The organism is Streptomyces thermovulgaris (genome assembly GCF_002155915.1).
Classification (GTDB): domain Bacteria; phylum Actinomycetota; class Actinomycetes; order Streptomycetales; family Streptomycetaceae; genus Streptomyces; species Streptomyces thermovulgaris.
The window spans coordinates 1-26,234 of record NZ_MUME01000088.1; the positions used below are offsets into that span (position 1 = coordinate 1).

22 protein-coding genes are annotated in these 26,234 nt (G+C 72.2%); 11 read left to right on the plus strand and 11 right to left on the minus strand.

What is annotated here, in order from left to right; genetic code table 11:
- Positions 1-306: 306 nt before the first annotated feature.
- From CCN35_RS09540 to hutH, 3 genes are all read left to right on the plus strand, one after another.
- On the plus strand, positions 307-1,101 hold the full coding sequence (locus CCN35_RS09540) for an enoyl-CoA hydratase/isomerase family protein (RefSeq protein WP_067397317.1): 795 nt from the start codon (positions 307-309) through the stop codon (positions 1,099-1,101).
- 125 nt (positions 1,102-1,226) lie between these two features.
- A complete protein-coding gene (locus CCN35_RS09545; protein ID WP_067397237.1) occupies positions 1,227-2,396 on the plus strand; it encodes a GGDEF domain-containing protein in 1,170 nt (389 codons plus the stop codon).
- A gap of 126 nt (positions 2,397-2,522) precedes the next feature.
- Positions 2,523-4,061: a histidine ammonia-lyase gene (gene hutH, locus CCN35_RS09550; protein WP_067397238.1), complete on the plus strand. Its 1,539-nt coding sequence runs from the start codon at positions 2,523-2,525 to the stop codon at positions 4,059-4,061.
- A gap of 264 nt (positions 4,062-4,325) precedes the next feature.
- On the opposite strand, the gene CCN35_RS09555 is transcribed toward hutH, so the two are convergent.
- Positions 4,326-4,679, minus strand: coding sequence for an LPXTG cell wall anchor domain-containing protein (locus CCN35_RS09555; RefSeq protein ID WP_236560702.1), 354 nt, complete (start codon positions 4,677-4,679; stop codon positions 4,326-4,328).
- Between the two features lie 109 nt (positions 4,680-4,788).
- Between CCN35_RS09555 and CCN35_RS28310 the strand changes: the two genes are divergently transcribed.
- The 5 genes from CCN35_RS28310 (at position 4,789) to CCN35_RS09580 (ending at position 12,621) form a co-directional block, all read left to right on the plus strand.
- Complete coding sequence (locus CCN35_RS28310; RefSeq protein ID WP_067397240.1) at positions 4,789-5,184, plus strand: hypothetical protein; 396 nt, start codon at positions 4,789-4,791, stop codon at positions 5,182-5,184.
- Between the two features lie 219 nt (positions 5,185-5,403).
- A complete protein-coding gene (locus tag CCN35_RS09565) occupies positions 5,404-6,642 on the plus strand; it encodes a L,D-transpeptidase (RefSeq protein WP_067397318.1) in 1,239 nt (412 codons plus the stop codon).
- 141 nt (positions 6,643-6,783) lie between these two features.
- Positions 6,784-8,262 carry an ABC transporter permease gene (locus tag CCN35_RS09570; RefSeq protein ID WP_086792275.1) on the plus strand — a complete coding sequence of 493 codons (1,479 nt, stop codon included), beginning with the start codon at positions 6,784-6,786 and terminating at the stop codon, positions 8,260-8,262.
- A 154-nt stretch (positions 8,263-8,416) separates the two neighbouring features.
- Positions 8,417-9,100, plus strand: coding sequence for an ABC transporter ATP-binding protein (locus tag CCN35_RS09575; protein ID WP_067397242.1), 684 nt, complete (start codon positions 8,417-8,419; stop codon positions 9,098-9,100).
- Between the two features lie 221 nt (positions 9,101-9,321).
- Positions 9,322-12,621, plus strand: coding sequence for a S8 family peptidase (locus tag CCN35_RS09580; protein ID WP_086792277.1), 3,300 nt, complete (start codon positions 9,322-9,324; stop codon positions 12,619-12,621).
- A gap of 137 nt (positions 12,622-12,758) precedes the next feature.
- On the opposite strand, the gene CCN35_RS09585 is transcribed toward CCN35_RS09580, so the two are convergent.
- Together CCN35_RS09585 and CCN35_RS09590 are read right to left on the minus strand one after the other, a co-directional pair.
- Complete coding sequence (locus CCN35_RS09585; RefSeq protein ID WP_067397244.1) at positions 12,759-13,214, minus strand: DUF4304 domain-containing protein; 456 nt, start codon at positions 13,212-13,214, stop codon at positions 12,759-12,761.
- Positions 13,215-13,411: 197 nt separating this feature from the next.
- Positions 13,412-14,689: an ATP-binding protein gene (locus CCN35_RS09590; RefSeq protein ID WP_067397245.1), complete on the minus strand. Its 1,278-nt coding sequence runs from the start codon at positions 14,687-14,689 to the stop codon at positions 13,412-13,414.
- Between the two features lie 486 nt (positions 14,690-15,175).
- Here CCN35_RS09590 and CCN35_RS09595 point away from each other — a divergent pair, with 486 nt between their 5' ends.
- A complete protein-coding gene (locus CCN35_RS09595; protein WP_067397246.1) occupies positions 15,176-15,820 on the plus strand; it encodes a CBS domain-containing protein in 645 nt (214 codons plus the stop codon).
- A gap of 157 nt (positions 15,821-15,977) precedes the next feature.
- On the opposite strand, the gene CCN35_RS09600 is transcribed toward CCN35_RS09595, so the two are convergent.
- From CCN35_RS09600 to CCN35_RS09620, 5 genes are all read right to left on the minus strand, one after another.
- Positions 15,978-16,466, minus strand: a complete 489-nt coding sequence (locus tag CCN35_RS09600; protein ID WP_067397247.1) for a hypothetical protein — start codon at positions 16,464-16,466, stop codon at positions 15,978-15,980.
- A 186-nt stretch (positions 16,467-16,652) separates the two neighbouring features.
- A complete protein-coding gene (msrA, locus tag CCN35_RS09605) occupies positions 16,653-17,318 on the minus strand; it encodes a peptide-methionine (S)-S-oxide reductase MsrA (protein WP_067397248.1) in 666 nt (221 codons plus the stop codon).
- 149 nt (positions 17,319-17,467) lie between these two features.
- Positions 17,468-18,583, minus strand: coding sequence for a hypothetical protein (locus CCN35_RS09610; protein ID WP_067397249.1), 1,116 nt, complete (start codon positions 18,581-18,583; stop codon positions 17,468-17,470).
- 90 nt (positions 18,584-18,673) lie between these two features.
- Positions 18,674-20,314: a M48 family metallopeptidase gene (locus CCN35_RS09615; protein WP_086792279.1), complete on the minus strand. Its 1,641-nt coding sequence runs from the start codon at positions 20,312-20,314 to the stop codon at positions 18,674-18,676.
- A gap of 356 nt (positions 20,315-20,670) precedes the next feature.
- The gene (locus CCN35_RS09620; protein ID WP_067397251.1) at positions 20,671-21,789 is read right to left on the minus strand and encodes a hypothetical protein; all 1,119 of its coding nucleotides are present in this window, start codon (positions 21,787-21,789) and stop codon (positions 20,671-20,673) included.
- Positions 21,790-21,918: 129 nt separating this feature from the next.
- Here CCN35_RS09620 and CCN35_RS09625 point away from each other — a divergent pair, with 129 nt between their 5' ends.
- Positions 21,919-23,073: a cystathionine gamma-synthase gene (locus CCN35_RS09625; protein WP_086792281.1), complete on the plus strand. Its 1,155-nt coding sequence runs from the start codon at positions 21,919-21,921 to the stop codon at positions 23,071-23,073.
- A 97-nt stretch (positions 23,074-23,170) separates the two neighbouring features.
- Here the strand turns inward: CCN35_RS09625 and CCN35_RS09630 are convergent, their stop codons facing one another.
- From CCN35_RS09630 to CCN35_RS09640, 3 genes are all read right to left on the minus strand, one after another.
- Positions 23,171-23,419, minus strand: coding sequence for a hypothetical protein (locus CCN35_RS09630; RefSeq protein ID WP_086792282.1), 249 nt, complete (start codon positions 23,417-23,419; stop codon positions 23,171-23,173).
- A gap of 37 nt (positions 23,420-23,456) precedes the next feature.
- The gene (locus CCN35_RS09635) at positions 23,457-23,954 is read right to left on the minus strand and encodes a sigma factor-like helix-turn-helix DNA-binding protein (RefSeq protein WP_067397254.1); all 498 of its coding nucleotides are present in this window, start codon (positions 23,952-23,954) and stop codon (positions 23,457-23,459) included.
- Positions 23,955-24,185: 231 nt separating this feature from the next.
- Entirely contained in the window at positions 24,186-24,710 is a 525-nt protein-coding gene (locus CCN35_RS09640) for a MarR family winged helix-turn-helix transcriptional regulator (RefSeq protein ID WP_067397255.1), read from the minus strand.
- 144 nt (positions 24,711-24,854) lie between these two features.
- Between CCN35_RS09640 and ilvA the strand changes: the two genes are divergently transcribed.
- On the plus strand, positions 24,855-26,093 hold the full coding sequence (ilvA, locus tag CCN35_RS09645) for a threonine ammonia-lyase (RefSeq protein ID WP_086792283.1): 1,239 nt from the start codon (positions 24,855-24,857) through the stop codon (positions 26,091-26,093).
- The last annotated feature ends 141 nt before the right edge of the window (positions 26,094-26,234 follow it).

Consider the following 26,234-nt stretch of genomic DNA (forward strand, 5'->3'; position numbering starts at 1 on the left):
GAGGCCCGCGCGCCGGCGCCGGCCGGGGCCTCCTGCTGCACGGTGGCCGCGTCCCTTCGCTGCACGGTGGCCGTGTCCGTCGTCATGGCAGTCCTCCCCGATGCGCTCGCGCCCCCACTGCGCCGTGCCACTGCGCCGTGAGGGACGCACGCTATGCGCTTTGGTGAGGGTTCGGTGAAGGTTGGGCGAGATGTCACTCGAACGAGGGGTCGGAGTTCGACAGCGGACACGTAGTGACCCGACCCCTCTGCTCCTGTTACGTTGTTAACCCTCGTTAACCAGGAGGGTGTGATGAGCGAGGATGCCGTGAACGAGGAGCGGTTCGGGGAGTTCGTGCTGGTGCGGCGGCACGAGTACGTCGCGGAGCTCGTCCTGGACCGCCCGAAGGCCATGAACGCCGTGTCCACGGACATGGCCCGGTCGATCACCGGGGCGTGCACGGCGCTGGCCGCCGACCGGGACGCGCGCGTGGTGGTCCTGACGTCGTCGCACGAGCGGGCGTTCTGCGTCGGCGCCGACCTGAAGGAGCGCAACTCCTTCAGCGACGCCGACCTGATGCGGCAGCGGCCGATCGCGCGCGCGGCGTACACCGGCGTACTGGAGCTGCCGATGCCGACGATCGCCGCGGTGCACGGCTATGCGCTCGGCGGCGGCTTCGAGCTGGCCCTGTCCTGCGACGTGATCGTGGCCGACCGCACGGCCGTGGTGGGCCTGCCGGAGGTGTCCGTGGGCGTGATTCCCGGCGGCGGCGGCACACAGCTGCTGCCGCGGCGGGTGGGAGCGGCCCGGGCGGCCGAACTGATCTTCACCGCGCGGCGTCTGGAGGCCGAGGAGGCGCACGGGCTGGGACTGGTGGACCGGCTGGTCGACGCGGGGCAGGACCGTGCGGAGGCGCTGGAGCTGGCCGCCCGGATGGCGGCGAACTCGCCGGTCGGGCTGCGTGCGGCCAAGCGGGCGCTGCGGCTCGGGCACGGGCTGGATCTGCGGGCCGGGCTCGAGGTCGAGGACGCGGCCTGGCGCTCGGTGGCGTTCTCGGGGGACCGGGCGGAGGGCGTGGCCGCGTTCAACGAGAAGCGCGCACCGCGCTGGCCGGGGGAGTAGGGCCGTCCGGCGCCGCCGCGGTCGCGCCGGTCCCGCGGGTCGCCCAAGGCAGCGGCTGTCACGGTGGTGCACCGGCAGGCGCACCGGGTGCACCTGTTTGACCCGAATGTCCCTACTCTGGGGTGATGGGAGAGAACAGGCGGCTGGCGGCGGTCGTGAAACTGGCGCAGGGAATGGCGGCGGCGCACACCCCGCGCGAGTCATGGCGGGCGGCCGCGCTCGGCGCGTGCCAGGCGCTGGAGGGGAACTTCGCCGCGCTCTCGGTGTGGGAGCGCGAGCGGGGGCGGCTGCGGGTGCTGGTGAACGTCGGGGAGCTGGCGCCGGGGGAGGAGGAGTTCCCGGAGGACGAGACCTACCCCGTGCACCAGTTCCCGGAGATCACCGAGTTCCTGCACGAACGCTGGGCCGCGGGCGGCGAGCCCAACGCCTGGGTGGAGACCGACGAGGGGCCGGCCGCCGGCCGTCCCGGTTACTGCCACCAGCGCGTCACGGCCCTGCGCCGGCGCGGGCGCCGCTGCTGCGTGGTCGCGCCGATCGTGCAGCACGGGCGCGCATGGGGCGAGCTCTATGTCGCCCGCACGGCCGACGCCCCCCTCTTCACCCGCTCCGACGCCGACTTCGCCACCGTGCTGGCCGCCGTCGTCGCCGCCGGCCTCGCCCAGACCGAGCGCCTGGAGGAGGCCCGCCGTCTGGCGTTCACCGACGCGCTCACCGGGCTGGCCAACCGCCGGGCCGTCGACATGCGTCTGGAGGAGGCGATCGAGCGGCACCGCGCGGACGGTGTCCCCGTCAGCCTCGTCGTCTGCGACCTCAACGGGCTCAAGAAGGTCAACGACACCCTCGGCCATGCCGTCGGCGACCGGCTCCTCGAACGGTTCGGGTCCGTGCTCTCGCTGTGCGGGGCGATGGTGCCCGGCGCCCTGGTGGCCCGGCTCGGCGGGGACGAGTTCTGCCTGCTCGCGGTCGGCCCGTCCGCCGACGAGGTGGTCAAGGCCGCCGACGAGCTGTGCCGGCGCGCGGCCGAGCTGGAGCTGGGGGAGGGCGTCGCCTGCGGGGTGGCCTCCACCGAGGACGACATCGGGCCGGTGCGCTCGGCCCGGCGGCTGTTCCGGCTCGCCGACGCCGCGCAGTACCGGGCGAAGGCCCTGCGCGCCGACAGACCGGTCGTCGCCGGCCGCGAGGGGCCCGAGGACCCGGTCGTCCGCCTGCTCGACGAGCCCCCGCCCGCACCGCGGACCGGGGCGGAGCGGCGCCGCTTCCGGGGCCGCAGGCCCCCGGGGGGCCGTGCCCCCTGAGAGGCCCCTGGGAGGGGCGGAGGAGCGCGGCCCCGAGGGGCGAAGGGAGCGGAGGAGGGCGGAAGAACATCTCGCGCTCCCCTGGTGACACCCTTGCATTCACTGCGTACGCTCCTGAATATGAATATGCACACTGTGGTGGTGGGGACGTCGGGGGTCACCGTGTCCGACGTTCTCGCCGTGGCCCGCGGCGATGCCCGCGTCGAGCTCTCCGACGAGGCGGTGGCGGCTCTCGCCACGGCCCGGGAGATCGTGGACGCTCTGGCGGCCAAGCCCGACCCCGTCTACGGCGTCAGCACCGGCTTCGGCGCTCTTGCGACCCGGCACATCGGCCAGGAGCTGCGCACCCAGTTGCAGCGCAACATCGTCCGCTCGCACGCCGCCGGCATGGGCCCGCGGGTCGAGCGCGAAGTGATACGGGCCCTGATGTTCCTGCGGCTGAGGACCGTCTGCTCCGGCCGCACCGGTGTACGCCCCGAGGTCGCCCGGGCCATGGCCGACCTCCTCAACGCCGGCATCACCCCGGTCGTGCACGAGTACGGCTCCCTCGGCTGCTCCGGCGACCTGGCCCCGCTCTCCCACTGCGCCCTCACCCTCATGGGCGAGGGCGACGCCGAGGGCCCCGACGGAGTCGTGCGCCCGGCCGCCGGCCTCCTCGCCGAGCACGGCATCCGGCCCGTCGAGCTGCGCGAGAAGGAGGGCCTGGCCCTGCTCAACGGCACCGACGGGATGCTCGGCATGCTGATCATGGCCCTCGCCGACCTGGACACCCTCTACAAGTCCGCCGACATCACCGCCGCCCTCAGCCTGGAGGCCCTTCTCGGCACGGACAAGGTCCTCGCCCCCGAGCTGCACGCCATCCGCCCCCACCCCGGGCAGGGCGCCTCCGCCGCCAACATGCTCGCCCTGCTCAAGGGCTCCGGCCTCACCGGCCATCACCAGGACGACGCCCCCCGCGTCCAGGACGCCTACTCCGTGCGCTGCGCCCCGCAGGTCGCCGGCGCCGGCCGCGACACCCTCGCGCACGCCCGGCTCGTCGCCGAGCGCGAACTCGCCTCCGCCGTCGACAACCCCGTCGTCCTGCCCGACGGCCGTGTGGAGTCCAACGGCAACTTCCACGGCGCCCCGCTCGCCTATGTCCTGGACTTCCTCGCCATCGCCGCCGCCGACCTCGGCTCCATCGCGGAGCGCCGCACCGACCGCCTGCTCGACAAGAACCGCAGCCACGGTCTGCCGCCGTTCCTCGCCGACGACGCCGGTGTCGACTCCGGGCTGATGATCGCTCAGTACACACAGGCCGCCCTGGTCAGCGAGATGAAGCGGCTCGCCGTACCCGCCTCCGTCGACTCCATCCCGTCCTCCGCCATGCAGGAGGACCACGTCTCCATGGGCTGGGCGGCGGCGCGCAAGCTGCGCACGGTCGTCGACAACCTGGCCCGGGTGCTCGCGATCGAGCTGTACGCCGCCGCCCGCGCCGTCGAGCTGCGCGAGGGCCTGACCCCGGCGCCGGCGACCCGGGCGGTCGTCGACGCCCTGCGGCAGGCGGGGGTGGGCGGCCCCGGCCCGGACCGGTTCCTGGCCCCCGACCTCGCCGCCGCGGAGGCCTTTGTGCGCGACGGCCGGCTCGTCGCGGCGGCGGAGGCCGTCGTCGGTCCGCTGCGCTGAGGCGGCGAAAAAAAAGACGAGAGCGGCGAGAACGACGAGAACGGCGCGAGCGGCGAGAAAGGCGAGAAGAGAGAGAAACGAGGGAAACGAGAGAAGAGCGAGAAGAGAGAGAAACGAGAGAAGGGCGAGAAGAACAGAAAGACCGGGAAGGGCCGGAGGAGCGAGACGGAGGGAAGAAGGAGAGACGGCCGGAACCCGTCCTTTCCGGAGGGCCCCGGCCGTCCTCACGCCACAAGTCGCTCAACTCGTCGCAGCTTCGGCCGACTAGAGGTCGAACCGTTCCTGTCGCACGGAATACACCACGAAACCGGCACCCAGTGCGAGGAAAAGCGTCCCGCCGATGACGTAGGGAGTGGTGTCGATGCTTCCGGTGGCGGCGAGCTGGGTCCCGGACCCGGTCCCGGTCGCGGCCTCGGCCGCGGGGTCGACCCGGGTCCCGGCGTCCTCCGCCGTCGTGGACGCCGGCCGCCCCTGCTCCGTGACCGTCGTCTGCGCGGCCGGACCCGTCTCTCTCACGGGGGCGTCCACCGAGGCGTTCGCGGAGGGGACGAACCACAGGGCGCCCAGCAGGGTGCCCGCGGCGGTGGCGGTCAGCAACGTACGGCGAGCGGATGACACGGAATATCGATCCCCTTGTGGCGCTGGCGAATTGGCCGTGTGGGGTGATGGTAGTGAAAAGCGCGGGTCACAGGAAAGTCACGGAAGGTTTGAGCCGTACGCTCCGCACATGAGCACCACGGAGACAACGCGCTTTGTACGGCTTCGCGTCGAGCTGGTCCTCGAGGTCGCGGACGAGGACGCCGTCGTGGACAGGGCCCGCCGCCGGATCGCGGAGGACGGGGAACTCGGCCCCGAGGAGCGGCGGCAGCTCGAAGGGGCTGTGACCGAGGACACCGCGGAGGCCCTGGCGTATCTGGTCGACCCCGTCGTCCTGGCCGAGGGGATCCCGGGAGTCGAACTCCAGCAGGCGTCCTGGTCCAGTGAGCACATCGAGTACGACCCCGACGCACCGGACTGGGAGCTGGACGAGGATGATGAGAGGGCCGGGGACGACGAGGAGGGTGAGGAGGAAGACGGCGGAGGGGGAGTGGACCGCAGGGAGCATCCCGGGTTTCCCGGCTGACCCCGTCCGGATCGTCGGAACCCGGTCGTGACCGCCGCCCGGAACCACCGTTCGGGTTTCTTCGTCTCACGGAACGTACCGGCCGACCCGGCACGTCGAACGTGGTGAGGCCCACATACGGGCGGCATGGGAAAAGGGGCGAAACGGTCGTAGCGTTGAGGATCTGCGACGGGAAGCCCGAGGGGTTTTGGGGATCGCCAAACGATGGAGAAGCGTGTGATGACGAACAGTAAGCGGCGCAGTCGCCTGATGGCCGCGTCCGCACTGCTCGGCGGTGTACTGGTGCTCACGGCCTGTTCCGGCAGCAGCGACGCGGCCGGCAGCGGCGACTCCTCGCAGGCCAAGGCCGACCAGGCCGCGGCTCAGAAGTCGTCGGAGGCCCAGATCAAGATCACACCCGCGGACGGAACCAACAACGCCTCCATCAACAACTCCGCCACCGTCACCGTGACCAAGGGCACACTGACGAAGGTCACCATGACGACGGCCGACGGCAAGCCCGTCGAGGGCCGGATATCCGACGACAAGAAGAGCTGGAAGCCCACCGGGCAGCTCGAGCGCGCCACCACCTACAAGGTCTCCGCGAGCGCCACCGACGCCCAGGGGCGCGCCGCCCACGAGAACGCCTCCTTCACCACGGTCTCCCCGGCGAACAGCTTCATCGGCACCTTCACACCGGACGACGGCACCACCGTCGGTGTCGGCATGCCCGTCTCGATCAACTTCGACAAGGCCATCACCAACAAGGCGGCCGTGCAGAAGGGCATCACCGTCACCTCCTCCAGCGGTCAGGAGGTCGTCTGCCACTGGTTCAACTCCCAGCGCATGGACTGCCGTCCCGAGGAGTACTGGCAGGAGAACTCCACCGTCACGCTGAAGCTCGCCCTCGACGGCGTCGAGGGCGCCGAGGGCGTCTACGGCGTCCAGCAGAAGACGGTCACCTTCAAGATCGGCCGCAACCAGGTCTCCTACGTCGACGCCAAGACCAAGCAGATGAAGGTCACGCGGAACGGAAAGGTCGTCAAGACCATTCCGATCACCGCCGGTGCGCCCGAGACCAAGACCTACGAAGGTCAGATGGTGATCTCCGAGAAGTTCAAGGAGACCCGGATGAACGGCGCGACGGTCGGCTTCACCGACGACGACGGCAAGGGCGAGTACGACATCAAGGACGTGCCCCACGCCATGCGTCTGACCACCTCCGGCACCTTCATCCACGGCAACTACTGGGGCAAGGGCGTCTTCGGCAGGGTCAACACCAGCCACGGCTGTGTCGGCCTGGAGGACAAGCAGGGCGCGGACGACCCCAACACGCCGGGCGCGTGGTTCTACAACAACTCGATGATCGGTGACGTCGTGGTCGTGCAGAACACCGGCGACCGGACCGTCGCCCCGGACAACGGCCTCAACGGCTGGAACATGAGCTGGGAGCAGTGGAAGGCCGGATCGGCGATCTGACGGTTCCCCGGGGTTCCCGGGAGCCCGACGGCCCTCGCGCAGCATGACCGATGCCGCCCCCTCGGGGCGGCATCGGCCTTTTCATCGTTCTCTCAGGCCGGCCTTACGGCTCCATCAGAGTGCGTCCCTAGCGTGCGGCGCATGTTCTTCACCTGTCTGAGGCGCGAACTGCGCCGCCGCGGAAAGGCGGCCCTCGTCGTCGCCTCCGGTCTCGCACTGGGCATCGCCCTTGTCATCGTGGTCAACTCCGTGTCCCGCGGCATGAGCAGGGCGCAGGACGAGGTCCTGCAGTCGTTGTACGGGCTGGGCACGGACATGAGCGTCACCAAGGCGGCCGCGCCTCCCTCAAAGGGCGGACAGCGCCCGCGCTTCCGGTTCGAGGCGAAGGACGACGGCTCCGAGGACACCCAGAGCAGCGACCTGGTCATGACCCAGGGCTTCGCCACCCTGCCGGCCTCGACGGTCACCGAGGTCGCCGGCCAGAAGGGCGTCTCCTCGGCCGTCGGCGGGCTGAGCCTCGACGTGGTGAAGGTCAGCGGGCAGTTCACCCGCGGCCGGATCCGGCAGGACGGCGGCGAGCAGCGCGGCGGACCGGGCGGAGGGCCGGGCGGCGGGCCGCCGGCAAGGATCGAGGGCGGCGGCGCCGACTTCGACGTCAACCACTACACGGTCTACGGCACCGACGTCACCCGGCCGGAGCTCGGCCCGCTGACCTCCTCGAAGATCACCAGCGGCCGCGGCTTCAGGACGAGCGAGACGAACGCCCGGGTGGCCGTCGCCGACGCGGCGTACGCCAAGGAGAAGAAGCTCGAGGTCGGCAGCACCGTCACCATCAAGGACGTCACCTACGAGGTCATCGGCATCGCGACCGCCAGCAGCGGGGACGCGGCGGCCAACCTCTACATCCCGCTGAAGCAGGCGCAGACGCTCAGCGGCGAGAAGGACAAGGTCACCACGATCTACGTCAAGGCGACCGACTCGCAGCAGCTCGACACCGTCAAGAGCGCCATCCAGAAGAACGTCCCGGGCACCACGGTCACCACCTCCAGCGACCTGGCCAAGACCGTCTCCGGCTCCCTGTCCACCGCCGCCGAGCTGGCCACCGGCGTCGGCACCTGGCTGTCGGCCGCGGTGCTCGTGGCCGCGTTCCTGATCGCCGGACTGCTCACCTCCTCGGCGGTCTCCCGCCGGGTGCGCGAGTTCGGCACGCTCAAGGCGCTGGGCTGGACATCGGGCCGGGTGACCCGGCAGGTGGTCGGCGAGGCCGTCGTCAACGGCCTGGCCGGCGGGGCCCTCGGCATCGCGCTCGGCCTGGCGGGCGCGTACCTGGTGACCGCGGTCGGCCCGGTGCTGCAGGCGCAACTCGGCGGCCCTCTGGGCGGAATGGGCGGCCCCGTGGGCGGGGCGGGCGGTCCCGGCGGCGGAAGGGCCGTCCTCGGCGGCGGTCCCGGAGGGCCGGGTACGACCTCGCTCGAGGTGGCGCTCACCGCGCCGGTCAGCGCCACCACCATCGCCCTCGCGGTCGGCCTGGCGGTGACCGGCGGTCTGATCGCCGGCGCGTTCGGCGGCTGGCGGGCCGCCCGGCTGCGCCCGGCGGACGCGCTGCGGCGCGTCGACTAGACGGCGGCCCGGCATCCCCGGGCCGCCGGCCCGGCTCCCCGGGCCCGACTCCCGTGTCCGCCGCCGGCCGGCCTCCCCCCGGCGCCCCCCTGCGTCCACCGCCGGCCCGGCTTCTTCCTGTCCCACTCCCCGTGTCCCAGGAGCTGTTCCTCCCATGTACGAACTCAGAGGCGTCACCAAGCGCTATGTCCGCGGCAAGGACGCCGTCCAGGCCCTCGACGGAATCGATCTGACCATCGGCGACGGCGACCGGCTGGTCGTCCAGGGCCCCACCGGCGGCGGCAAGTCGACCCTGCTGCAGATGCTGGGCGGGCTCGACCGGCCGACCTCTGGTGAAGTCGTCCTGGACGGCATCGATCTGGCCAGTCTGTCCGAGGCCCGGCTCACCCGGGTGCGCAGTGAGCACATCGGCTTCGTCTTCCAGTCCTTCAATCTGATCCCGACGCTGACCGCGCAGGAGAACGTCGAGACCGCTCTCGTCCCGCTCGGCGTCAGGGCCGCCGAGCGCCGTGCCCGGGCCGCCGAGGCACTGGAGTCGGTCGGACTCGGCGAACGGCTCACGCATCTGCCGGGCGAGATGTCCGGCGGTCAGCAGCAGCGCGTCGCCATCGCCCGTGCCCTGGTCAAGCGGCCCAAGGTGCTGCTCGCCGACGAACCCACCGGAAACCTGGACGAGTCGACACGCGACGAGATCATGGACGTGCTCGAACGCATGTGGAAGGAGCACGGGTTGACGTTCGTGATGGTCACCCACGACTCCGCCCTCGCGCGGAAGGCGTCCCGCCTGGTGACGATCCGTCAGGGACGTATCACCGTCGAGGAGAACACGGGCGCGTAGACGTCCGCCCGGGGTGCATCCCGGACTTCCCGGTCTTTCCGGCCCTCTTCTGCGTCTCGTGCGGATCGCACATTTGACTGATTGTCATACCCCTTTGTTGAGCAGGTGATCACCCCCCGGCATACTGCAGAGGCCGGGGGGATCTGCGTGCACTTGTGCGAGGCTTCCCCCGGTCGGGTGAACAGGGGATTCACCCGGTCATTGATATCCCAGGGGGATTCTTGCGCAGACAAGTGAACAAGGCGCGCGCGGCCACCATTGCCGCCGCGACAGCCGTAGTCCTCGCCGCGGGTCTGACCAGCCCGGCTTCGGCAGGACCCGAGCAGCGCTCGTCCGACGCCGCCCGGCTCACCGCCCACCGCGACATCACCCTCATCACCGGCGACCGGGTCACCGTGGACGCCAAGGGGAACGTGGTCGGCCTGAAGCGGGCCAAGGGGCGCGCGCACATACCCGTGAAGGTCCGCAGGTCCGGCGGACACACCTATGTCGTGCCGGCCGACGCGGCCCGTCTGATCGCCTCCGGCACGCTGGACCGACGTCTGTTCGACATCACCGAGCTGAACAAGTCGGCCACCCGGCGGTCGTTCAAGAACGGCCTGAAGGTCATCGTCGGCTACAAGGGCGCCGCCACCGGCACGCGGGCCGACGTCCGCGAGGCCGGCACCCTGCGCCGCACTCTCAGGACGCTGAACGCCGACGCGGTGCAGACCCCGGTGAAGGACACGCCCGAGCTGTGGAAAGCGCTCACCGACGGGAACAGGACCGCCGCCGGTGTCGCCCACGTCTGGCTCGACGGCGTCCGCAGGGTCAGCCTCGACAAGTCCGTGCCGCAGATCGGCGCCCCCGCCGCCCAGAAGGCCGGCTACACCGGCAAGGGCGTGAAGATCGCCGTCCTGGACACCGGGGTCGACGCCACCCACCCCGACCTGAAGGGCCAGGTCGTGGCGGCGAAGGACTTCGCCGCGACGAACAGCACCACCGACCGCCACGGCCACGGCACCCATGTCGCCTCCACCGCGGCGGGCACCGGCGCCAAGTCGGGCGGCAAGTACAAGGGCGTGGCGCCCGACGCGAAGATCCTCAACGGCAAGGTCCTCGACGACTCCGGCTACGGCGACGACTCCGGCATCCTCGCCGGCATGGAGTGGGCCGCCCAGCAGGGCGCCGACATCGTCAACCTCAGCCTCGGCGGCCTGGACACGCCCGGGATCGACCCGCTGGAGGCGGCGGTCAACAAGCTCTCCGCCGAGAAGGACGTCCTCTTCACGATCGCCGCCGGCAACGAGGGCCCGGAGTCGATCGGTTCGCCCGGCAGCGCGGACGCCGCCCTCACCGTCGGCGCCGTCGACAAGAAGGACGAGCTCGCCGACTTCTCCTCCACCGGCCCGCGCGTCGGCGACAGCGCGGTCAAGCCCGATGTCACCGCGCCCGGTGTCGCCATCACCGCCGCCGCGGCCAAGAACAGCCTCATCGGCCAGGAGATCGGCGAGAACCCGGCCGGGTACTTCGCCATCGACGGCACGTCCATGGCGACCCCGCACGTCGCCGGTGCCGCCGCCCTCCTCAAGCAGCAGCACCCCGACTGGGGCTACGCCGAGCTCAAGGGCGCGCTGACCGGCTCCGCCAAGGGCGGCCCGTACACCGCGTTCCAGCAGGGCGCCGGCCGCATCGCCGTCGACCGGGCGATCCGGCAGACCGTGATCGCCGACCCGGTGTCGGTGAGCTTCGGCACCCAGGCCTGGCCGCACACCGACGACAAGCCGGTCACCAAGCAGCTGACCTACCGCAACCTCGGCACCGAGGACGTCACGCTCACCCTGGACCTGACGGCCACCAACCCCCGGGGAGAGGCGGCCCCGTCCGGCTTCTTCACGCTCGGCGCGACCGAGGTGACCGTCCCGGCCGGCGGCAAGGCCTCCGTGGACCTGACCGTCGACACCCGGCTGGGCGGCACCCTGGACGGCGCCTACTCGGCGTACGTCACGGCGACCGGCGGCGGGCACAGCGTCCGCACGGCCGCGGCCGTGAACCGCGAGGTCGAGTCCTACGACGTCACCGTCAAGCACATCGGCCGCGACGGCAAGCCCGCCGCCGACCACGACACCACCCTGTACGGCTACTCCGGCCTCGGCGAGAGCCGCTTCTACCCGGTGGCCCCCTCCGGCTCCGGCACGACGACCGTGCGCGTGCCCAAGGGCACGTACCTGCTGGAGTCCTGGATCGTGAAGGACTCCCAGAGCTACAAGGGCGGCCTGGACTGGCTGGTCCAGCCGAAGCTCAGCGTGACCAGGAACCTCACGCTGACCATCGACGCCCGGACCGCCAAGGCGGCCAGCATCACCGTGCCGGACAAGTCCGCGCGGCAGCAGTCGGCGCTGATCAGCTACTACTACCAGCCGGCGGAATTCGGCGCCGGTGTCTACGCCGACCGCTGGTCCGACCTGCGCACCGGATCCCTCGGCGGGGACGTCAGCGGACTGACCCAGCTCTGGAACGGCCAGTGGACCAAGGGCGCGAGCACCGAGTACAACGTGGTGACCACCGCCAAGGTCAAGCGGTTCCAGGGCGGCAAGACGCGCCACTACACGGCACGTGAACTCGCCACGGTGAAGGTCGCCATGGCCGCGGGCGGCTCCCGCAAGACCGGCGGCGTCACCACGTACGGCTTCCTCCCCGAGGACTTCGTCATCGGCTTCCCGATCGAGCAGAAGCTGCCGGGCACGCGCACACTGCGCCTGTCGACGGGCCACGGCATCCAGTGGTCGATGGACGTGGACCAGTACGGCGGCCGTGACCGCGACGGCTTCCCGGTCGTCGAGGCGTCCTACACGCTCGGCGCGCCGCAGACCTTCAAGGGCGGCAAGACCTACACCAAGACCTTCAACAGGGCGGTGTTCGGTCCGCGTCTGGGCCGGGACCACGGCCTGTTCCGGGACGGCAACGAGATCTACGGCTCGCTGCCGGTGTTCGCCGACTCCGCCGGACACGCCGGCTACTCGGAGATCACCTCGGCGAAGACGACCCTCTACCGCAACAACAAGAAGGTCGGCTCCAACAGCGACCCGCTGACCGGGGACTCCTTCACCGTCCCCGCGGGTGACGCCGCGTACAAGCTGACCGCTTCGGTCACCCGCAGCGCGAAGATCGCCAACGCCTCCACGCGCATCGACGCGACCTGGACCTTCCGTTCCAAGAAGTCGTCCCGCACCACCCAGCTCCCGGCCTCCTCGGCCCGCTTCAAGGCCACCACCGGCACGGACAACCGTGTCAAGGCGGGCAAGAAGACGACCTTCCCGGTCACCGTCGAGGGCGCCGCCGCGGGCAAGAACCTCAAGTCGCTGTCCGTCTGGGTGTCGTACGACAACGGCAAGACCTGGAAGAAGGTCACCGTCAAGAAGGGCAGGATCACCGTCAAGAACCCGGCGAAGGGCAAGGGCGTCTCCTACCGCGCCAAGATCGTCGACAAGAAGGGCAACACCTCGACGATCTCGATTTACAACGCGTACTACGGCAAGTGAGCCGAGCCGCGAAGTCCGGCGCGACGCGAGCCGGTGACGGATGACGGACGGCCCGCCCGAAGCCCCGCTTCGGGCGGGCCGTCCCCGTCCGGTCCGTCCGCGGAGCGGGCCGTGCCCCGGGCGTACCGGGTCCGTGGCTACGGAAGAGCCGCCAGGGCGCGGTGCAGATGGGGCACGGCACAGTCCGTGATCGCCGTGCAGACGTCCGTCGCACAGGGCTCCGCCAGCTCCTCGACGGAGCCCTCCCCGGCCTCGAAGCCCCACCAGACGTCGGACCCGGAGGGAAGCAGGAGGCCGATCCGGACCATCTCGCCCCTGGAGCCGTGGTGCACATTCGGGTTCGGCCGCCCCGGGAGCCACGACGCCTCCTCGCGGGCGCGCTCCCAGGCCGCCTTGCCGATCACCGAGAGATTGACGGTGAACCGCACGCTTCTCGCGGTGTTGCCCCGGGACTTCTGGAAGCCCAGCTGGGCCCAGGCCTTCTCGCGCGGCAGCTCGTACCGCTGACCGGACCCCTGGAAACCCAGCGCACGCAGGTGCGGCGCGATCCGGGCGCGCATCGCGTACGCGTAGACGGCAGCAGCCGTGACCATGGTGGGTGTTCGTCCTCCGCCTCGGCGATGTCGGCGGGGCACCTTGCACGGCACCTGTGACAGCGGGCGGCCGCGCACGGCCGCGGACGGTCGTGCACGACCTGGACGGTCGTCCGCGGCCGCGGCGGGAACACGACGGGCGGACACGGGCACGCACAAACCCGCGGCCCACGGCGCCGGCCGGCCCGGAAAGCGGCTCAGAGCCGGCTGTACGTCTCGATGTCCTCGGTGAACTCCTCGATCGCCTGCGGGGTCAGCGTCGGCCGGGTGTCGGCGATGGCGCCCAGATAGTCCTCGGTGGTGGCCGGCCGGCCCTCGCGGCGCGTGACCTCGCGCTCGAACGCCGCCTGTGCGCCCTTGCGGGCCGCGAACCCGATGTCGGCCGGCGTGAACAGCTCACTGGCCTCGACCAGCCGGTCGAGGTCGACCGTGGCGGCGGCGTCCCCGAGGTAACGGCTCCAGATCGCCCTGCGGGCGGCCGGGTCCGGGGGCCCGATGGGGATGACGTAGTCGAACCGGCCCGGCCGCAGGAAGGCGGGGTCGAGGGAACGGACCGAGTTGGTGGCGCACACCAGCAGCCGCGCGTCCCGCTCACGGAAGACGGGGATGAGCTTGAGCAGCTCGTTGGTCACCCCGTGCCCGGGGTCGACCGCCTTCCCGGACCGCACGGCGGCGATCTCCTCGACCTCGTCGATGAAGAGCAGCACCGAGTCCAGTTCCGCCAGCTCCGCGAAGGTCTCCCGCAGGGCCGCGGCCAGCCCCTCGCCCGTGTCGGCGGCGAGCCGGGACGGGAAGATCTCCACGAACGGCCAGTCCAGCCGGGAGGCGACCGCCTGGGCGAAACTGGTCTTCCCCGTGCCGGGCGGGCCGAACAGGATGATCGCCTTGGGCGGTACGACACCGTAGCGGTCGGCCAGCTCCGGCTCCGTCAGCGGAAGCACCACACGGCGCTCGACGACCTGCTTCTCCCGCTCCATGCCCGCCATGGCGTCCCAGAGCCCCTGGGGCAGCATGCGACCGCCCAGCGTCGCGAGGACGTCGACCTTGGCGGCGCCGGCCGGTTCGAATTTCTCGTAGTAGGTCAGGTCGTCACGCAGCCGGTAGCCGGAGTTCTCCAGGGCCTTCGTCCCGGCGGCGCCCGCGGGCAGCAGCGCGCTGATGTGCCGCACGCCCAGGGCCCTCAGCCGCCGCTCCAGATCGCCGAGCAGCGCACTGCCGATCCCGCGCTCGCGCCAGCGGGAGGCGAGCGCGATCAGAAGAATCCAGCCCCGCTTGCCGTGCGCCTGGGCCACGGCCATGCCCACCAGCTCGTCCCCGACCGTCGCGACCACCGCCGGCTGACCGGCCCTGGCCGCGGCCATCACCTCGGAGACCGGGAACACGGGATCCTCGCCGATCAGACGGCTCTGGTCCCAGATCTGGATGGCCTGGTCGAGATCGTCGTCGTGATAGTCCCGCAGATGCCATACGGGCATCGGCACCACCTCACCCGACCCGGGAGCCCCATTGTCTCCCGCTGAAACACCGAACGGCGAACCCTGGAACCGCCGCTCCCGGCCGCCCGCCGGGACGTGCGGCCTGCCGCCGCATCGACGACACAAGTGACGACACCGGGGGTGAGGGGGCCGGGGCCGCCCACGGCGGAGCCCGAAAGAAGAGCCCCGTCCGATGCCCGCGCAGCGTCAGGGCCGCATCGATCGCCTCCAGGGCGCGGACCCAACCGAGCACGCGGTCCCGCGCGGCCTCCACCCGGTCCATACGGCGTCCTCCCCCTGAGCCCGTGGCGCGAGAGGTCGCTCCACGGGACCGCCGGTCCTCCCCGGCAGGACGAACGTCACTGGTCGCCGAAGCGGTGCGGTGATGTCATGGAAAGAAGGGGGCAAGGAAAAAGGGCATGGACGAGTGGTCGCGAAGGCCGCAGCGCAGCGTCGCGCCGTCGCGAAGCGGAGGAGGCCGATGCCATGCTGCACCGCCGCACGGTCGGTGACGTGATGACCGAGGAGGTCGTCACCCTCCGCCCCGATGCACCGTTCCACGAGATCGTCTCCCTGATGGACGCGAACGACGTCGCCGCGATCCCGGTCGTCGACGACGAGGGCGCCCCCGTCGGTGTCGTGTCCGCGTCCGACGTGCTGCGGCACGAGACCGGCATGCCCGATGCGCAGGGGCAGGACGGGGACGACGAGCACGCCTGGGGCAAGGCCCGGGCCCGGACCGCGAGCGCGCTCATGAGCAGCCCGGTCTTCACCGCCCGTGCCGACTGGACGATCCCCCGGGCCGCACGGGAGCTCCGCGACAGGCACGTCAAGCAACTGCCGGTCGTCGACGACCACGGGTTTCTGATCGGCATCGTCAGCCGCAGCGACCTGCTGAGCGTCTTCGTCCGCTCCGACGACGACATCCGCGACGAGGTCGAGCGGGAGGTGCTGGGACGCATCCTCGGCCTGGAGGAGGGCACCGTCGAGGTCGAGGTCCGGGAGGGCGCCGTCACCCTGCGGGGCGACGTTCCGGAACCGCGCCTCGTCCCGGTGGTCGTGGGCCTGTGCCAGGGCATCGACGGTGTCGTCGCCGTGGACGCCCGCCTCGAGGCGGTCCGGGCGGAGTAGTCGCCGGAGTCTTCGGTGACTTCGCGCGCCGGAGCCATGCCCGCCGGGCACGAGGCTTCCCGGTTCGCTTCGAACGGGGTGGCCGGCTCGACCCCGGTGCCGCCCCGGGCCGCGGCAATCCGCCGGGTTCTTGCCGAGGTGCTGCTGGTGCCACCGTTCAAGGGGCGGGAGACGTCTTCGCGGCGTATGTGAGGAGGGCGGCGAAGCACAGCCACTCCAGCAGGTGGGTGTTCAGGGGCGTGTTGCCCGGGCGAAGGCGGCGCTGGATGCCGTCGACTGTGCCGGCCAGGACCTGGCGTGTTGCGCGGTCCATCCGCCCGGGATCTCTCAGGTACGACCTTGCGCAGGCGTCGAGGCAGGCGCGCAGGCCAGCGAGCTGTTGTGCCTGGGTGTCGTCGCACAGTGTCCTGTCCGGGAAGGGAAAACGCTGGAACGCCGCGTGACGGTTGGCCACGGCGGCGATGAGTCCCGGACGTGAGGGCGCTGTGTCGCCGGGCCAGGACAGACCGCGCAGGAACGCCGTGTCGACGGGCCGAGGGGTTCGCCGGCCGGCCGCCTTTTCCATGGAGCGGCGATCGGCGAGTGCCCGCACCTCTGCGAGCCGGACTTCGCGGCTGGCTTCCAGCGTGTCCAGCGCGCGGAGCATGGCTGCCGGATCCGTGCGCAGATCGGCGGAGGGGCAGGCTGTCGCAGCGAGGTAGGCCCAGGTCGCGTGGAAACCGAGCGGGCAGTAGTGCCCGACGGCACGTCTGAGGGCGGCGTACCGCCGGGCGAGTGGCAGCCGCTCGTCGCGGACCCTGCGTGCGTAGGTTCTGAAACCCACTCGGAGCCGTCAGCTCTCGGCCGGCACGACGCCGACCGGGCAGGACACCCCGGTGCCGCCCAGACCGCAGTAACCCGCCGGGTTCTTGTCGAGGTACTGCTGGTGGTAGGCCTCCGCCGGGTAGAAGGGGCGGCCGTCGGCCGGGAGGATCTCCGTGGTGATCGTGCCGTGGCCGGCCGCGGTGAGGACCTTCTGGTAGGCCTCGCGGGAGGCCTCCGCCGCGGCTGCCTGGGCGGGGGTGTGGGTGTAGACGGCAGAGCGGTACTGGGTGCCCACGTCGTTGCCCTGACGGTACCCCTGGGTGGGGTTGTGGGACTCCCAGAAGGTCTTCAGCAGCCGGTCGTACGAGACGGCCTTCGGGTCGTAGACCACGCGGACCACCTCCGCGTGACCGGTCAGGCCCGAGCAGACCTCCTCATACGTGGGGTTCTCGGTGTAGCCGCCCTGGTAGCCGACCAGAGTGGTCCACACCCCCGCCGGGAGCTGCCAGAACCTGCGTTCGGCGCCCCAGAAGCAGCCCATGCCGAAGTCGGCGATCTCCAGGCCCTCGGGGTAGGGGCCGAGCAGCGGGGTGCCGAGGACCGTGTGGCGGTCGGGGACCTCGAACAGAGGCGCGGGCCGGCCCTTGAGCGCCTGCTCGGGGGTGGGCATCTGCGGCGTTCGGCCGAAGAGCATGAGGGTCTCCCTGTCGGTCTGAGGCGGGCCCGCCCGTCACAACGGGCCCGTCGGTTCCGCCGCTCGCAGTGCACGGGCGACGGCACTGAAGGAGAACGATTCCGGCGCCGCTCGCATTCCGGATTCAGGACACTGCCCGCATTCCGGGTTCAGGCGGCCGGCTCGGCAGCCGCGGCCACCGCTGCGGCCGAGGAGTCGCGGATGGTGCAGTAGTACTCGGCCATGTCGTTCCGGTAACGCCACGGCAGCGCGTTCACATACCCGTCGACCAGCTTGAACTGCTCCAGGGCCGCCTCGTCCCGGTCCTGCAGCGACAGGTAGTACGCCAGCAGGTGCCGCAGCTCGGGCAGCCGCGGGTGGGCCGGGTCGGCCGCCGCCGCGTCGGCGAGGGCCGCGTCGACCCGGGCCACCATCTCGGGCGTGCGGTCGACGGCGCTGTCCTCCGACTCGTCGTGCTCGTAGTGGGCGATGAGCGGCAGGGCCGTGAGCAGGCTGCCCAGCGGTGCACCGGCCGCGGCGCGCTCGGCGAACCCGGTGGCCAGCTGCTCCGAGCCGCGCCACTTCGCGCACCAGTACTGCAACGCCGAGAAGTGGGCCTCGTAGTGGTACGGGGCACGGGCGGTGATCTCCGCCCAGAGCTTGTCCATCTCGGAGTGCGGGTAGCCGAGGCCGAGCGCCACCCAGATCTCCGCGATGTACGGCGTGGGGTCGTCGGGGTTCAGGGCGGCGGCCCGCGCTATCTCCTCGCGGGAGCGCACCAGAGTCCGGTGGAAGCCCTCGAACTGCTCCCGGGTCGTGTACTGGGCCCGCTTGCTGCCGCGGATCTTCCAGGCGAGGAACACGGTGCTGCGGGCCCGGACCACGGCGGCGTCCGGGTCGTCGGGGTGCTCGGTCTCCCACTCGAGCAGCCAGGCGTCCTCCTCGGCCGCCTGCTCGGCGAACAGGGACACGGCGGCGGAGCGGCGCTCCCAGTCGCGGCCGATGGTGTGCAGCACCTTCGCGGCCGGCCGCCAGTCCCCGCCGCGCGCGGCGTTCAGCGCGGCCGCCCAGCCGGCGGGCAGCGGGGCCGCCCAGTCGGTGTTCTGCCGCTCCGGGGGCAGCAGACCGAACTGCTCGGCGACCTCCGAGGCGTCCTCGGTGCCCGGCGACTGGGACGCCCGTTTCAGCTCCTTCCGGTACTCCTTCACGAAGACCCGGGCCATCCACAGGGCGAAGAGCACGGTGGGGACGGCCAGAATGCCCAGGATCCACAGCAGGACGGTCATAGGGCACGGGCTCCGTTTCTCGGTCGTCGGGGAAGGGTGCCGGGGAAGTCGTCGAGGAGAGGTGCCGGGGAGGACACAGGGGAAGGGGCGTCAGGCGGCCGGTGCCGGGGGCAGCAGTGCGCGCAGCGGTCCGGTGTCCGGGCGGTCGGCGAGCGCGGCCTCCACGGCCGCGGCGAGGACGGCACCGGCCTTGGTGCCCCCGTCGTTCTCGCCGTCGCCCGCGAGGGATCCGGGAAGGTGGGCGGTCGCCGCCCGCTCCCAGGAGAACTCCCAGGTCACCAGCGAGTGCGCGCTGAACTCGGCCAGCACCATGCTCCGCAGCGCCTCACGCAGCATGGGACGGACGAACTCGCGGAAGGCGCGTCCCGTCGCGGCCGCCGCCTCGTCGGACAGCGGCAGGCGCTGCGCCAGCCGCCACAGCTGCCCGTCGTCGATCACCGCCAGCAGCCCGGACAGGGTCGGCCGGTCCTTGGTGTAGACGGCCAGCGCCCGGTGCAGCGGGGTGTCGAGGGAGGCGAGGGACTCGGCCATCGAGACGTTCAGCAGCTCGTCCCAGTCGGCGGCGCGGCGGAACGTGCGGGCCTCCTCCGTCAGGACCGCGTCCTCCAGGGCCGCCAGGGTCCGCTCCGGAGCGGTGAGCAGGTCGAGCGCGACGCCCTTGCCCTCCTCGGCGCGGCCGTCGGCGGGCAGGGCCTCGATGCGGCGGACGCGTTCGGCGATCGGCGGGTGCGAGTCGTACGGGGAGGCGGGCTCGTCGGGCAGCTGGGCGCGCAGCTCCACGAGTTCCAGCGCGCGGGCGCTCAGCATCCGGCCGAAGCCGCCGAAGAGCTCGCCGCGCGGCGGCAGCAGCCGCGCCCGCACACCGAGCATGGCGTAGCAGTCGAGGTAGAACGCGTGGGCGGTGGCGAGCGCCGGGATCTCGCGCAGCGCCGACGCGGTCGCGTCGCGGCCGGCGATCCGGGCGGCGGCCAGGTCCGCCGCGTACTCCTGGTCGCGGGCCGTCGTCAGTGAGGCCCGCAGGTAGAAGGTGCCGTACAGGGTGTAGATCCGGGCCATCGTCCGGTACGTCAGCCCGGCCCCGGTCGTGTCGATCTCCTTGGCCTTCTTGCCCTTGGCCACGGCCTTGGCGGCGGCCTTCTCCTGGCGGGCGCGCTCCTCGGCGACCTTGCGCTCGGCCCTGGTGCGGAACTGCTCGATGATCCGCTCGATCCGCGTCCGGCCCCGGACGACGACGGCGGCCAGCCGGGTGTCGCCGCCGGTGAAGTGGCCGTACTCATGGGCGAGCACGGCGCGCAGCTGGGCCTCGCTCAGCCCGGTCATGAGCGGTATGCCGAGGTAGAGGCGGCGCGGGCCGGGGAGCAGGCCGAGGAGCCGGGGCTGCTCGGCGACGGCCGCGTTGACCTCGCCGGTGAGGATGATCCGGTCGGGGGCGCGGGTGCCGGCGGCGTCCGCGAGCTCCCGCACCAGCGCCCACAGCCGGGGCTCGTCGGCCTCGGTGACCTCCAGGCCCGCCACGTCCTCGCCCTTCGGCGCGCGCAGCATGAACATGCCGCGTATCACGGGAACGGCCAGCAGGACCGAGACGATCACGATCTTCCCGGCGAGCGCGCTGGGAGCCCAGCGCAGGGCCGCCGCGTCGAGGGCGGCCAGCACCGCGAGCAGGACGAGGTTCAGTGCGTAGAAGCCGAGCAGCAGCGCGACGGCGCGCAGCGCGCGCAGAGTTGCGCCCATCGGGCGGACCCCCCACAGAATCTGTGAAAGCGGACATGGCGGAGCGACGGCCGCCGGAAGCCGACCGCGCGGTGGTGCGTGTGGGGGGAAACGCGGCAGGCGAAGTAGGCGGAGTATGCCCCACCGCAGGTCAGAGGGGCAATTCAGATCCTGCTCGGGCTCCGCTCCCGGCCCTGCTCCGGCCCCGGTCCGAACGCGCCGGGGGCCCGGTTCGGCTCCCACCCGGCCCGGTTCAGCCCCGGTTCAGCCCCGGGCCGGGCGTGCCGGGGAGAGGCCCCCGGGCCGGACTTCGGAGCCGGTTCGCCGGGGAAGCACCGGTCCGGCCGGGGACGAGGGCGCCGGGGACGAGAGGTGTCTCAGTGGAGCAGCGTCGCCGGGCTGCCGCCGTTCGCCTCGTAGCCCGCCACCGCCAGGGCCCGGTAGAGGGCGAACTCCGCCGCCGGGTCGTCGGACAGCGTCCACGGCAGGGCGCCCACATGGCCGTCGATGTGCACCAGCTGGTGCATGGCCTCCGCCCAGCGCTCGCAGCGGACGAGGAAGAAGAGCAGCAGATGGCGGACGTGGGCCTGCACCGGGTCGTCGGAGCGGGCCGACTGCACCGCGTGGAGCGCGCCGTGGATCGCCTTGGTCACGACCTCGCTCTGGTAGAAGCCCTGGACCAGGTTCACCTCGGGCATGTGCTCGAAGACGGCGAAGAGCGGAAGGCCCGCCAGCAGGGAACCCCGGGGCGCGCGGGCGGCCGCGGCCTCGGCGAACGACATCGCCAGCTCACGTGAGCCGTGCCACTTCTCGCACCAGTAGTGCAGGGCCGCCAGATGGGCCCCCATGTGGTTCGGCGCACGGTCGAGGATCTTCAGCCAGAGCTTCTCGAACTCCGGCTGCGAGTACGCCAGGCCGCGTGCCACGGCCAGCTCGATGATGTAGGGGACCGGATCGCCCGGGGCGAGCAGCGCGGCCTGGCCGCACGCCTCCTTGGCCTCCTCCATGATGATCCGGAACTCGTCCGTGCCCGGGGTCGACGTACGCCACGCCTGCTGCACCAGGAACTCCGCGTGCACCGCCGCGCCGCCCGGGTCCTTGGGCGCCTCGGTGCGCCACACCCGCAGCCACTGTCCGCCCGGCGTCTCGCCGACCCCGCCCGGCCGCTGCTGCAGTTCCAGCGCGGCGGCGCCGGCGAAGGCCTGCACACGCTGCCAGCGCAGCTCGCCCTCCTTCTCCGTGCCCGCGAGGAGCTGGGAGGCCGCACGGTAGTCCTGGGTCCGCTGCACCACATCCAGGACGTCCAGCAGGTCCTGGTCGGGGCCGGGCAGGCGGACGTCCAGCTGCTCCTGCCGTACGAAACCGTAGTTCGCCGGGTCCGCGGCGTCCGGGTGCCCCGGGGGCACCTGCTCGATGACGCCGCGCTTGCGCCGCATGTACGGAAGCAGGACGAAGCCCAGCATGACCAGTGCCATCAGGACCCAGAGAATCTCCATGCCTCCAGCGAACCAGACCGTGCCGACACTTGGCCAACCTGTCCCGCCGGCCTGTGGAAAACCCGGCCGCGCACGGGGCCGGGCCCTGTCGTCCGCCAGCACTTCCGCAAGCCCATTACCCTCGGGCCCATGAGCGACAGGCACATCAGTCAGCACTTCGAGACGCTCGCGATCCATGCGGGCAACACCGCCGACCCCCTCACCGGGGCGGTCGTCCCGCCCATCTACCAGGTGTCGACCTTCAAGCAGGACGGCGTGGGCGGCCTGCGCGGCGGCTACGAGTACAGCCGCAGCGCCAACCCGACCAGGACCGCCCTGGAGGAGAACCTCGCCGCCCTCGAGGGCGGCCGCCGCGGTCTCGCGTTCGCGTCCGGTCTGGCTGCCGAGGACTGCCTGCTGCGTACGCTGCTCCGCCCCGGCGACCACGTCGTCATCCCCAACGACGCCTACGGCGGCACGTTCCGCCTCTTCGACAAGGTCGTCTCCCGCTGGGGCGTGGAGTGGTCGGTCGCGGACACCGGCGACCCGGCCGCCGTACGGGCCGCCGTCACCCCGAGGACCAAGGCCGTGTGGGTGGAGACGCCCTCCAACCCGCTGCTCGGCATCACCGACATCGCCGCCGTTGCCCAGGTCGCTCACGAAGCGGGCGCCAAGCTCGTCGTCGACAACACCTTCGCCACGCCGTATCTGCAGCAGCCGCTCGCGCTCGGCGCGGACGTGGTGGTGCACTCGCTGACCAAGTACATGGGCGGTCACTCGGACGTCGTCGGCGGTGCGCTGGTCGTCAGCGACCCGGCGCTGGGCGACGAGCTGGCGTACCACCAGAACGCCATGGGCGCCGTCGCGGGTCCGTTCGACTCCTGGCTGGTGCTGCGCGGCGTCAAGACGCTCGCGGTGCGCATGGACCGGCACAGCGAGAACGCCGCCAAGGTCGCCGAGATGCTGTCCCGGCACCCGCGTGTGACGCAGGTGCTGTACCCGGGGCTGCCGGAGCACCCCGGTCACGAGGTGGCCGTCAAGCAGATGAAGGCGTTCGGCGGCATGGTCTCCTTCCGGGTGCAGGGCGGCGAGGAGGCGGCCGTCGAGGTCTGCAACCGTGCCAAGGTGTTCACGCTCGGCGAGTCCCTCGGCGGGGTCGAGTCCCTGATCGAGCACCCCGGTCGGATGACGCACGCCTCCGCGGCGGGCTCCGCCCTGGAGGTCCCCGGGGATCTGGTCCGGCTGTCGGTGGGCATCGAGAACGTCGACGACCTGCTCGAGGACCTGCGGCAGGCGCTCGGCTAGCACGCACCGGCGGGCCGGGGAGCACGAAGAGCACCGGCCGGCCGGGGAGCACCGGCCGGCCAGGGATTCCGGCGGGCCGGGGAGCACCGGCCGGAGGTCACCAGTCGGCCACGGGAGGAGTCGTGTGCGACGGCGGCTCCACCCACGGCCGGGCCGTCGCCGCCCACACGGCGAGGACCACGGCGACCGCGCACAGCACCAGCCACATCGCCCGGCGGGCGGCCGTCCGGCGGCGCAGCATGCGCTCCCCGCGGCGCACCGCGTCGCCGTACAGCTCCGCCGGCACCTGCGGCGACGGCTGCTCCAGAAGCCGCCGCACGGCGGCCTCGCGCTCGGTCCGGTTCACCGCCGCCTCCTTGGGCCGGGGCGTGTGCGCACGGCGTTCACGACGGTGCCACCTCGGGGCCGCGTACCGCCGGTGCCGGACGGTACGCCGGGCGGGCGAGTGCGGCGACCGCGCGGTCGCACAGGACGCGGACGCGGTCCGCGGGCAGCCCCAGCAGGGCCGCCGTCTGGTCCTCGGCCATTCCCTCGTACAGCCTGAGGACGGCGACCAGTCGTTCCCGCGGGGCGAGGGCGGCCAGGGCGCCGGAGGGCTGCCGGCGGGCACGGCCCCCGTGCCGGTACCAGGTCTCGTGGGCGAAACGGGTGACCAGACGCTCGCGGGTGCGGGCGTACGGGTCCTCGCCGCGCAGCCGGTCCCAGGACGCGTACGTGTGCGCCAGGGCGAGGGTCAGCAGACGCCGCGCGTGCGGGTTGGCGTCCGGGACCTCCGCGGTGAGCAGTGTGGCGACGTGCAGCAGCCGGCCGGCCGCGCCCGCGACGAACGCCTCGAACTCCCGGGCCCGGCGGGCGCCTTGGGACGCCTGCCGTTCTTGCACCGCGCCTCCTGCCAAGGGCGACCGTGACGGCGGGATCCGTGCCCGTGCGGCGTGCGGGGCCCGGTCTCATGTCCCGGTCTCGTGCATGACTCGTACTCGTCCACGAGGACACTTCCGGTCTCATATGAGGACAGCGGCGTCCCGCCGGTCAAGAGCCGTGCGCGGGGCGCGGCGTCCGCGGCGGCGCGCCGCCGGCGGCGGACCCCGAGCGGCACGGGCGGCACAGGAGGCTCAGGACGCCGGTGACGTGTCCTGCTGCGCCGCGCAGTGGGCGGCCTGGCGGGCGGAGAGGGCACGGTTGAAGCGGGTCAGCAGCGAGCAGAAGGCCTCGCGCTCCTCCGGTTTCCAGTCCTGGGTCAGCTCGGCCATCAGCTGCCGCCGGGAGGCGCGGACCTCCTCCAGCCGCGCCAGCCCGCGCGGGGAGAGCTGGAGCACCACGGCCCGCCCGTCCTCGGGATGGGAGGTGCGCTTGACGAGCCCGGTGTCGACGAGCGGTGCCACCTGGCGGGTGACGGTGGAGGAGTCGATGCCCATGCTCGCGGCGAGCGCCTTGACGCCCATCGGCCCTTCCTTGTCCAGGCGGTTGAGCAGCAGGTAGGCGGCGCGGTCCATGGAGTTGCGCACCTGGCCGACCCCGCCGAGCCTGGTCTGTTCGGCGCGGCGGGCGAAGACCGCCACCTCGTGCTGGAGGGCGTCGAGGAGACCGGTGTCACCGACGGCCGTCGGGTCCGTCGGCTTGTCAGGTGTAGCGGGCATGGCGGAGGGCTCACTTCTCAAGGGCTGCTTGGGTTGGGGGACAGAGTACGCGGCTGAGGGGCGGGGCGTACCGGTGCTGGGCAAACCGGTGCCGCGGGAGAGGCGCAACCATGTCCGCGGCCCGCGCACTGCGAGACTGGGGACATGAGCTACAGCACGGCCGGCCCGCTGCGGGCCGTCACCCTCGACGACGTGCGCGGCGCGCAGAAGATGCTCTCGGGGGTGGCGCGGGTGACCGCGATGGAGAGCAGCAGGCATCTGTCCCAGCTGGTGGGCGTGCCGGTGTACCTCAAGTGCGAGAACCTGCAGCGGACCGGGTCGTTCAAGCTGCGCGGCGCCTACGTCCGGATCGCCGGACTGCTGCCCGAGGAGCGTGCCGCGGGAGTGGTGGCCGCGAGCGCCGGCAACCACGCGCAGGGCGTGGCGCTGGCGTCGTCGCTGCTCGGGGTGCACGCCACGGTGTTCATGCCGAAGGGTGCCCCGCTGCCGAAGGTCAGCGCCACCCGGGACTACGGCGCCGAGGTCCGCCTGCACGGCCAGGTGGTCGACGAGACCCTGGCCGCCGCGCAGGAGCACGCGGCCCGGACCGGGGCGGTGTTCATCCACCCGTTCGACCACCCCGACATCATCGCGGGCCAGGGCACGGTCGGACTGGAGATCCTGGAGCAGTGCCCGACGGTGCGCACGATCGTCGTCGGCATCGGCGGCGGCGGGCTCGCGGCCGGTGTCGCGGTGGCGGTGAAGGCGCTCCGGCCCGAGGTGCGGATCATCGGGGTGCAGGCGGCGGGCTCGGCGGCGTATCCGCCGTCGCTGGCGGCGGGGCGGCCGGTGGCGATCGAGAACCCGTCGACGATGGCCGACGGCATCAGGGTCGCACGGCCGGGCGACGTGCCGTTCGCGATCGTCGAGGAGCTGGTGGACGAGGTGCGTACGGTCACCGAGGGCGAGCTGTCCGCCGCGCTGCTGCTGTGCCTGGAGCGGGCCAAGCTGGTCGTGGAGCCGGCCGGTGCGAGTCCGGTCGCCGCGCTGCTGGGCGGTGCGGACGGCCTCGGCGGCCTCGAGGGCCCGGTGGTGGCGGTGCTGTCCGGCGGCAACGTCGATCCGGTGCTGCTGCAGCGGGTGCTGCGGCACGGGATGGCCGCGCAGGGCCGCTACCTGGCCGTTCGGCTGCGGCTGGCGGACCGGCCGGGTGCGCTCGCCACGCTTCTGGGGGTGTTGTCGGTGGCCGACGCCAACGTCCTCGACGTGAGTCATGTGCGCACCGACCCACGGCTCGGGCTCACGGAGGCGGAGGTGGAGCTGCATCTGGAGACGAAGGGGCCGGCACACTGCGCCGAGGTCCGGCAGGCCCTGCGCGACGCCGGCTACACGATCATCGACTGACACCGGCCGACCGGCCGACATCGACTGACACCGGCCGACACCGGCTGAGGCCGCCGGCAGGAGCCACGACCGAACCCGCCGACCCGCCGGCCGGGCCGTCCCGGCCCCGCCGGCCGTTCGCGGACCGCCCGCCCCGTCGGG

What these genes read in the sequence shown, in the direction of transcription:
- CCN35_RS09640 (WP_067397255.1), bottom strand. Translation starts at nt 24,710, where the DNA reads ATGCCCGCTACACCTGACAAGCCGACGGACCCGACGGCCGTCGGTGAC.
- CCN35_RS09620 (WP_067397251.1), bottom strand. Translation starts at nt 21,789, where the DNA reads ATGGAGATTCTCTGGGTCCTGATGGCACTGGTCATGCTGGGCTTCGTC.
- CCN35_RS28310 (WP_067397240.1), top strand. Translation starts at nt 4,789, where the DNA reads ATGAGCACCACGGAGACAACGCGCTTTGTACGGCTTCGCGTCGAGCTG.
- msrA (WP_067397248.1), bottom strand. Translation starts at nt 17,318, where the DNA reads ATGCTCTTCGGCCGAACGCCGCAGATGCCCACCCCCGAGCAGGCGCTC.
- CCN35_RS09585 (WP_067397244.1), bottom strand. Translation starts at nt 13,214, where the DNA reads ATGGTCACGGCTGCTGCCGTCTACGCGTACGCGATGCGCGCCCGGATC.
- CCN35_RS09625 (WP_086792281.1), top strand. Translation starts at nt 21,919, where the DNA reads ATGAGCGACAGGCACATCAGTCAGCACTTCGAGACGCTCGCGATCCAT.
- CCN35_RS09610 (WP_067397249.1), bottom strand. Translation starts at nt 18,583, where the DNA reads ATGACCGTCCTGCTGTGGATCCTGGGCATTCTGGCCGTCCCCACCGTG.
- ilvA (WP_086792283.1), top strand. Translation starts at nt 24,855, where the DNA reads ATGAGCTACAGCACGGCCGGCCCGCTGCGGGCCGTCACCCTCGACGAC.
- CCN35_RS09600 (WP_067397247.1), bottom strand. Translation starts at nt 16,466, where the DNA reads ATGCTCCGCGCGCTGGACACGCTGGAAGCCAGCCGCGAAGTCCGGCTC.
- CCN35_RS09565 (WP_067397318.1), top strand. Translation starts at nt 5,404, where the DNA reads ATGACGAACAGTAAGCGGCGCAGTCGCCTGATGGCCGCGTCCGCACTG.
- CCN35_RS09575 (WP_067397242.1), top strand. Translation starts at nt 8,417, where the DNA reads ATGTACGAACTCAGAGGCGTCACCAAGCGCTATGTCCGCGGCAAGGAC.
- CCN35_RS09595 (WP_067397246.1), top strand. Translation starts at nt 15,176, where the DNA reads ATGCTGCACCGCCGCACGGTCGGTGACGTGATGACCGAGGAGGTCGTC.
- CCN35_RS09570 (WP_086792275.1), top strand. Translation starts at nt 6,784, where the DNA reads ATGTTCTTCACCTGTCTGAGGCGCGAACTGCGCCGCCGCGGAAAGGCG.
- hutH (WP_067397238.1), top strand. Translation starts at nt 2,523, where the DNA reads ATGCACACTGTGGTGGTGGGGACGTCGGGGGTCACCGTGTCCGACGTT.
- CCN35_RS09615 (WP_086792279.1), bottom strand. Translation starts at nt 20,314, where the DNA reads ATGGGCGCAACTCTGCGCGCGCTGCGCGCCGTCGCGCTGCTGCTCGGC.
- CCN35_RS09590 (WP_067397245.1), bottom strand. Translation starts at nt 14,689, where the DNA reads ATGCCCGTATGGCATCTGCGGGACTATCACGACGACGATCTCGACCAG.
- CCN35_RS09545 (WP_067397237.1), top strand. Translation starts at nt 1,227, where the DNA reads ATGGGAGAGAACAGGCGGCTGGCGGCGGTCGTGAAACTGGCGCAGGGA.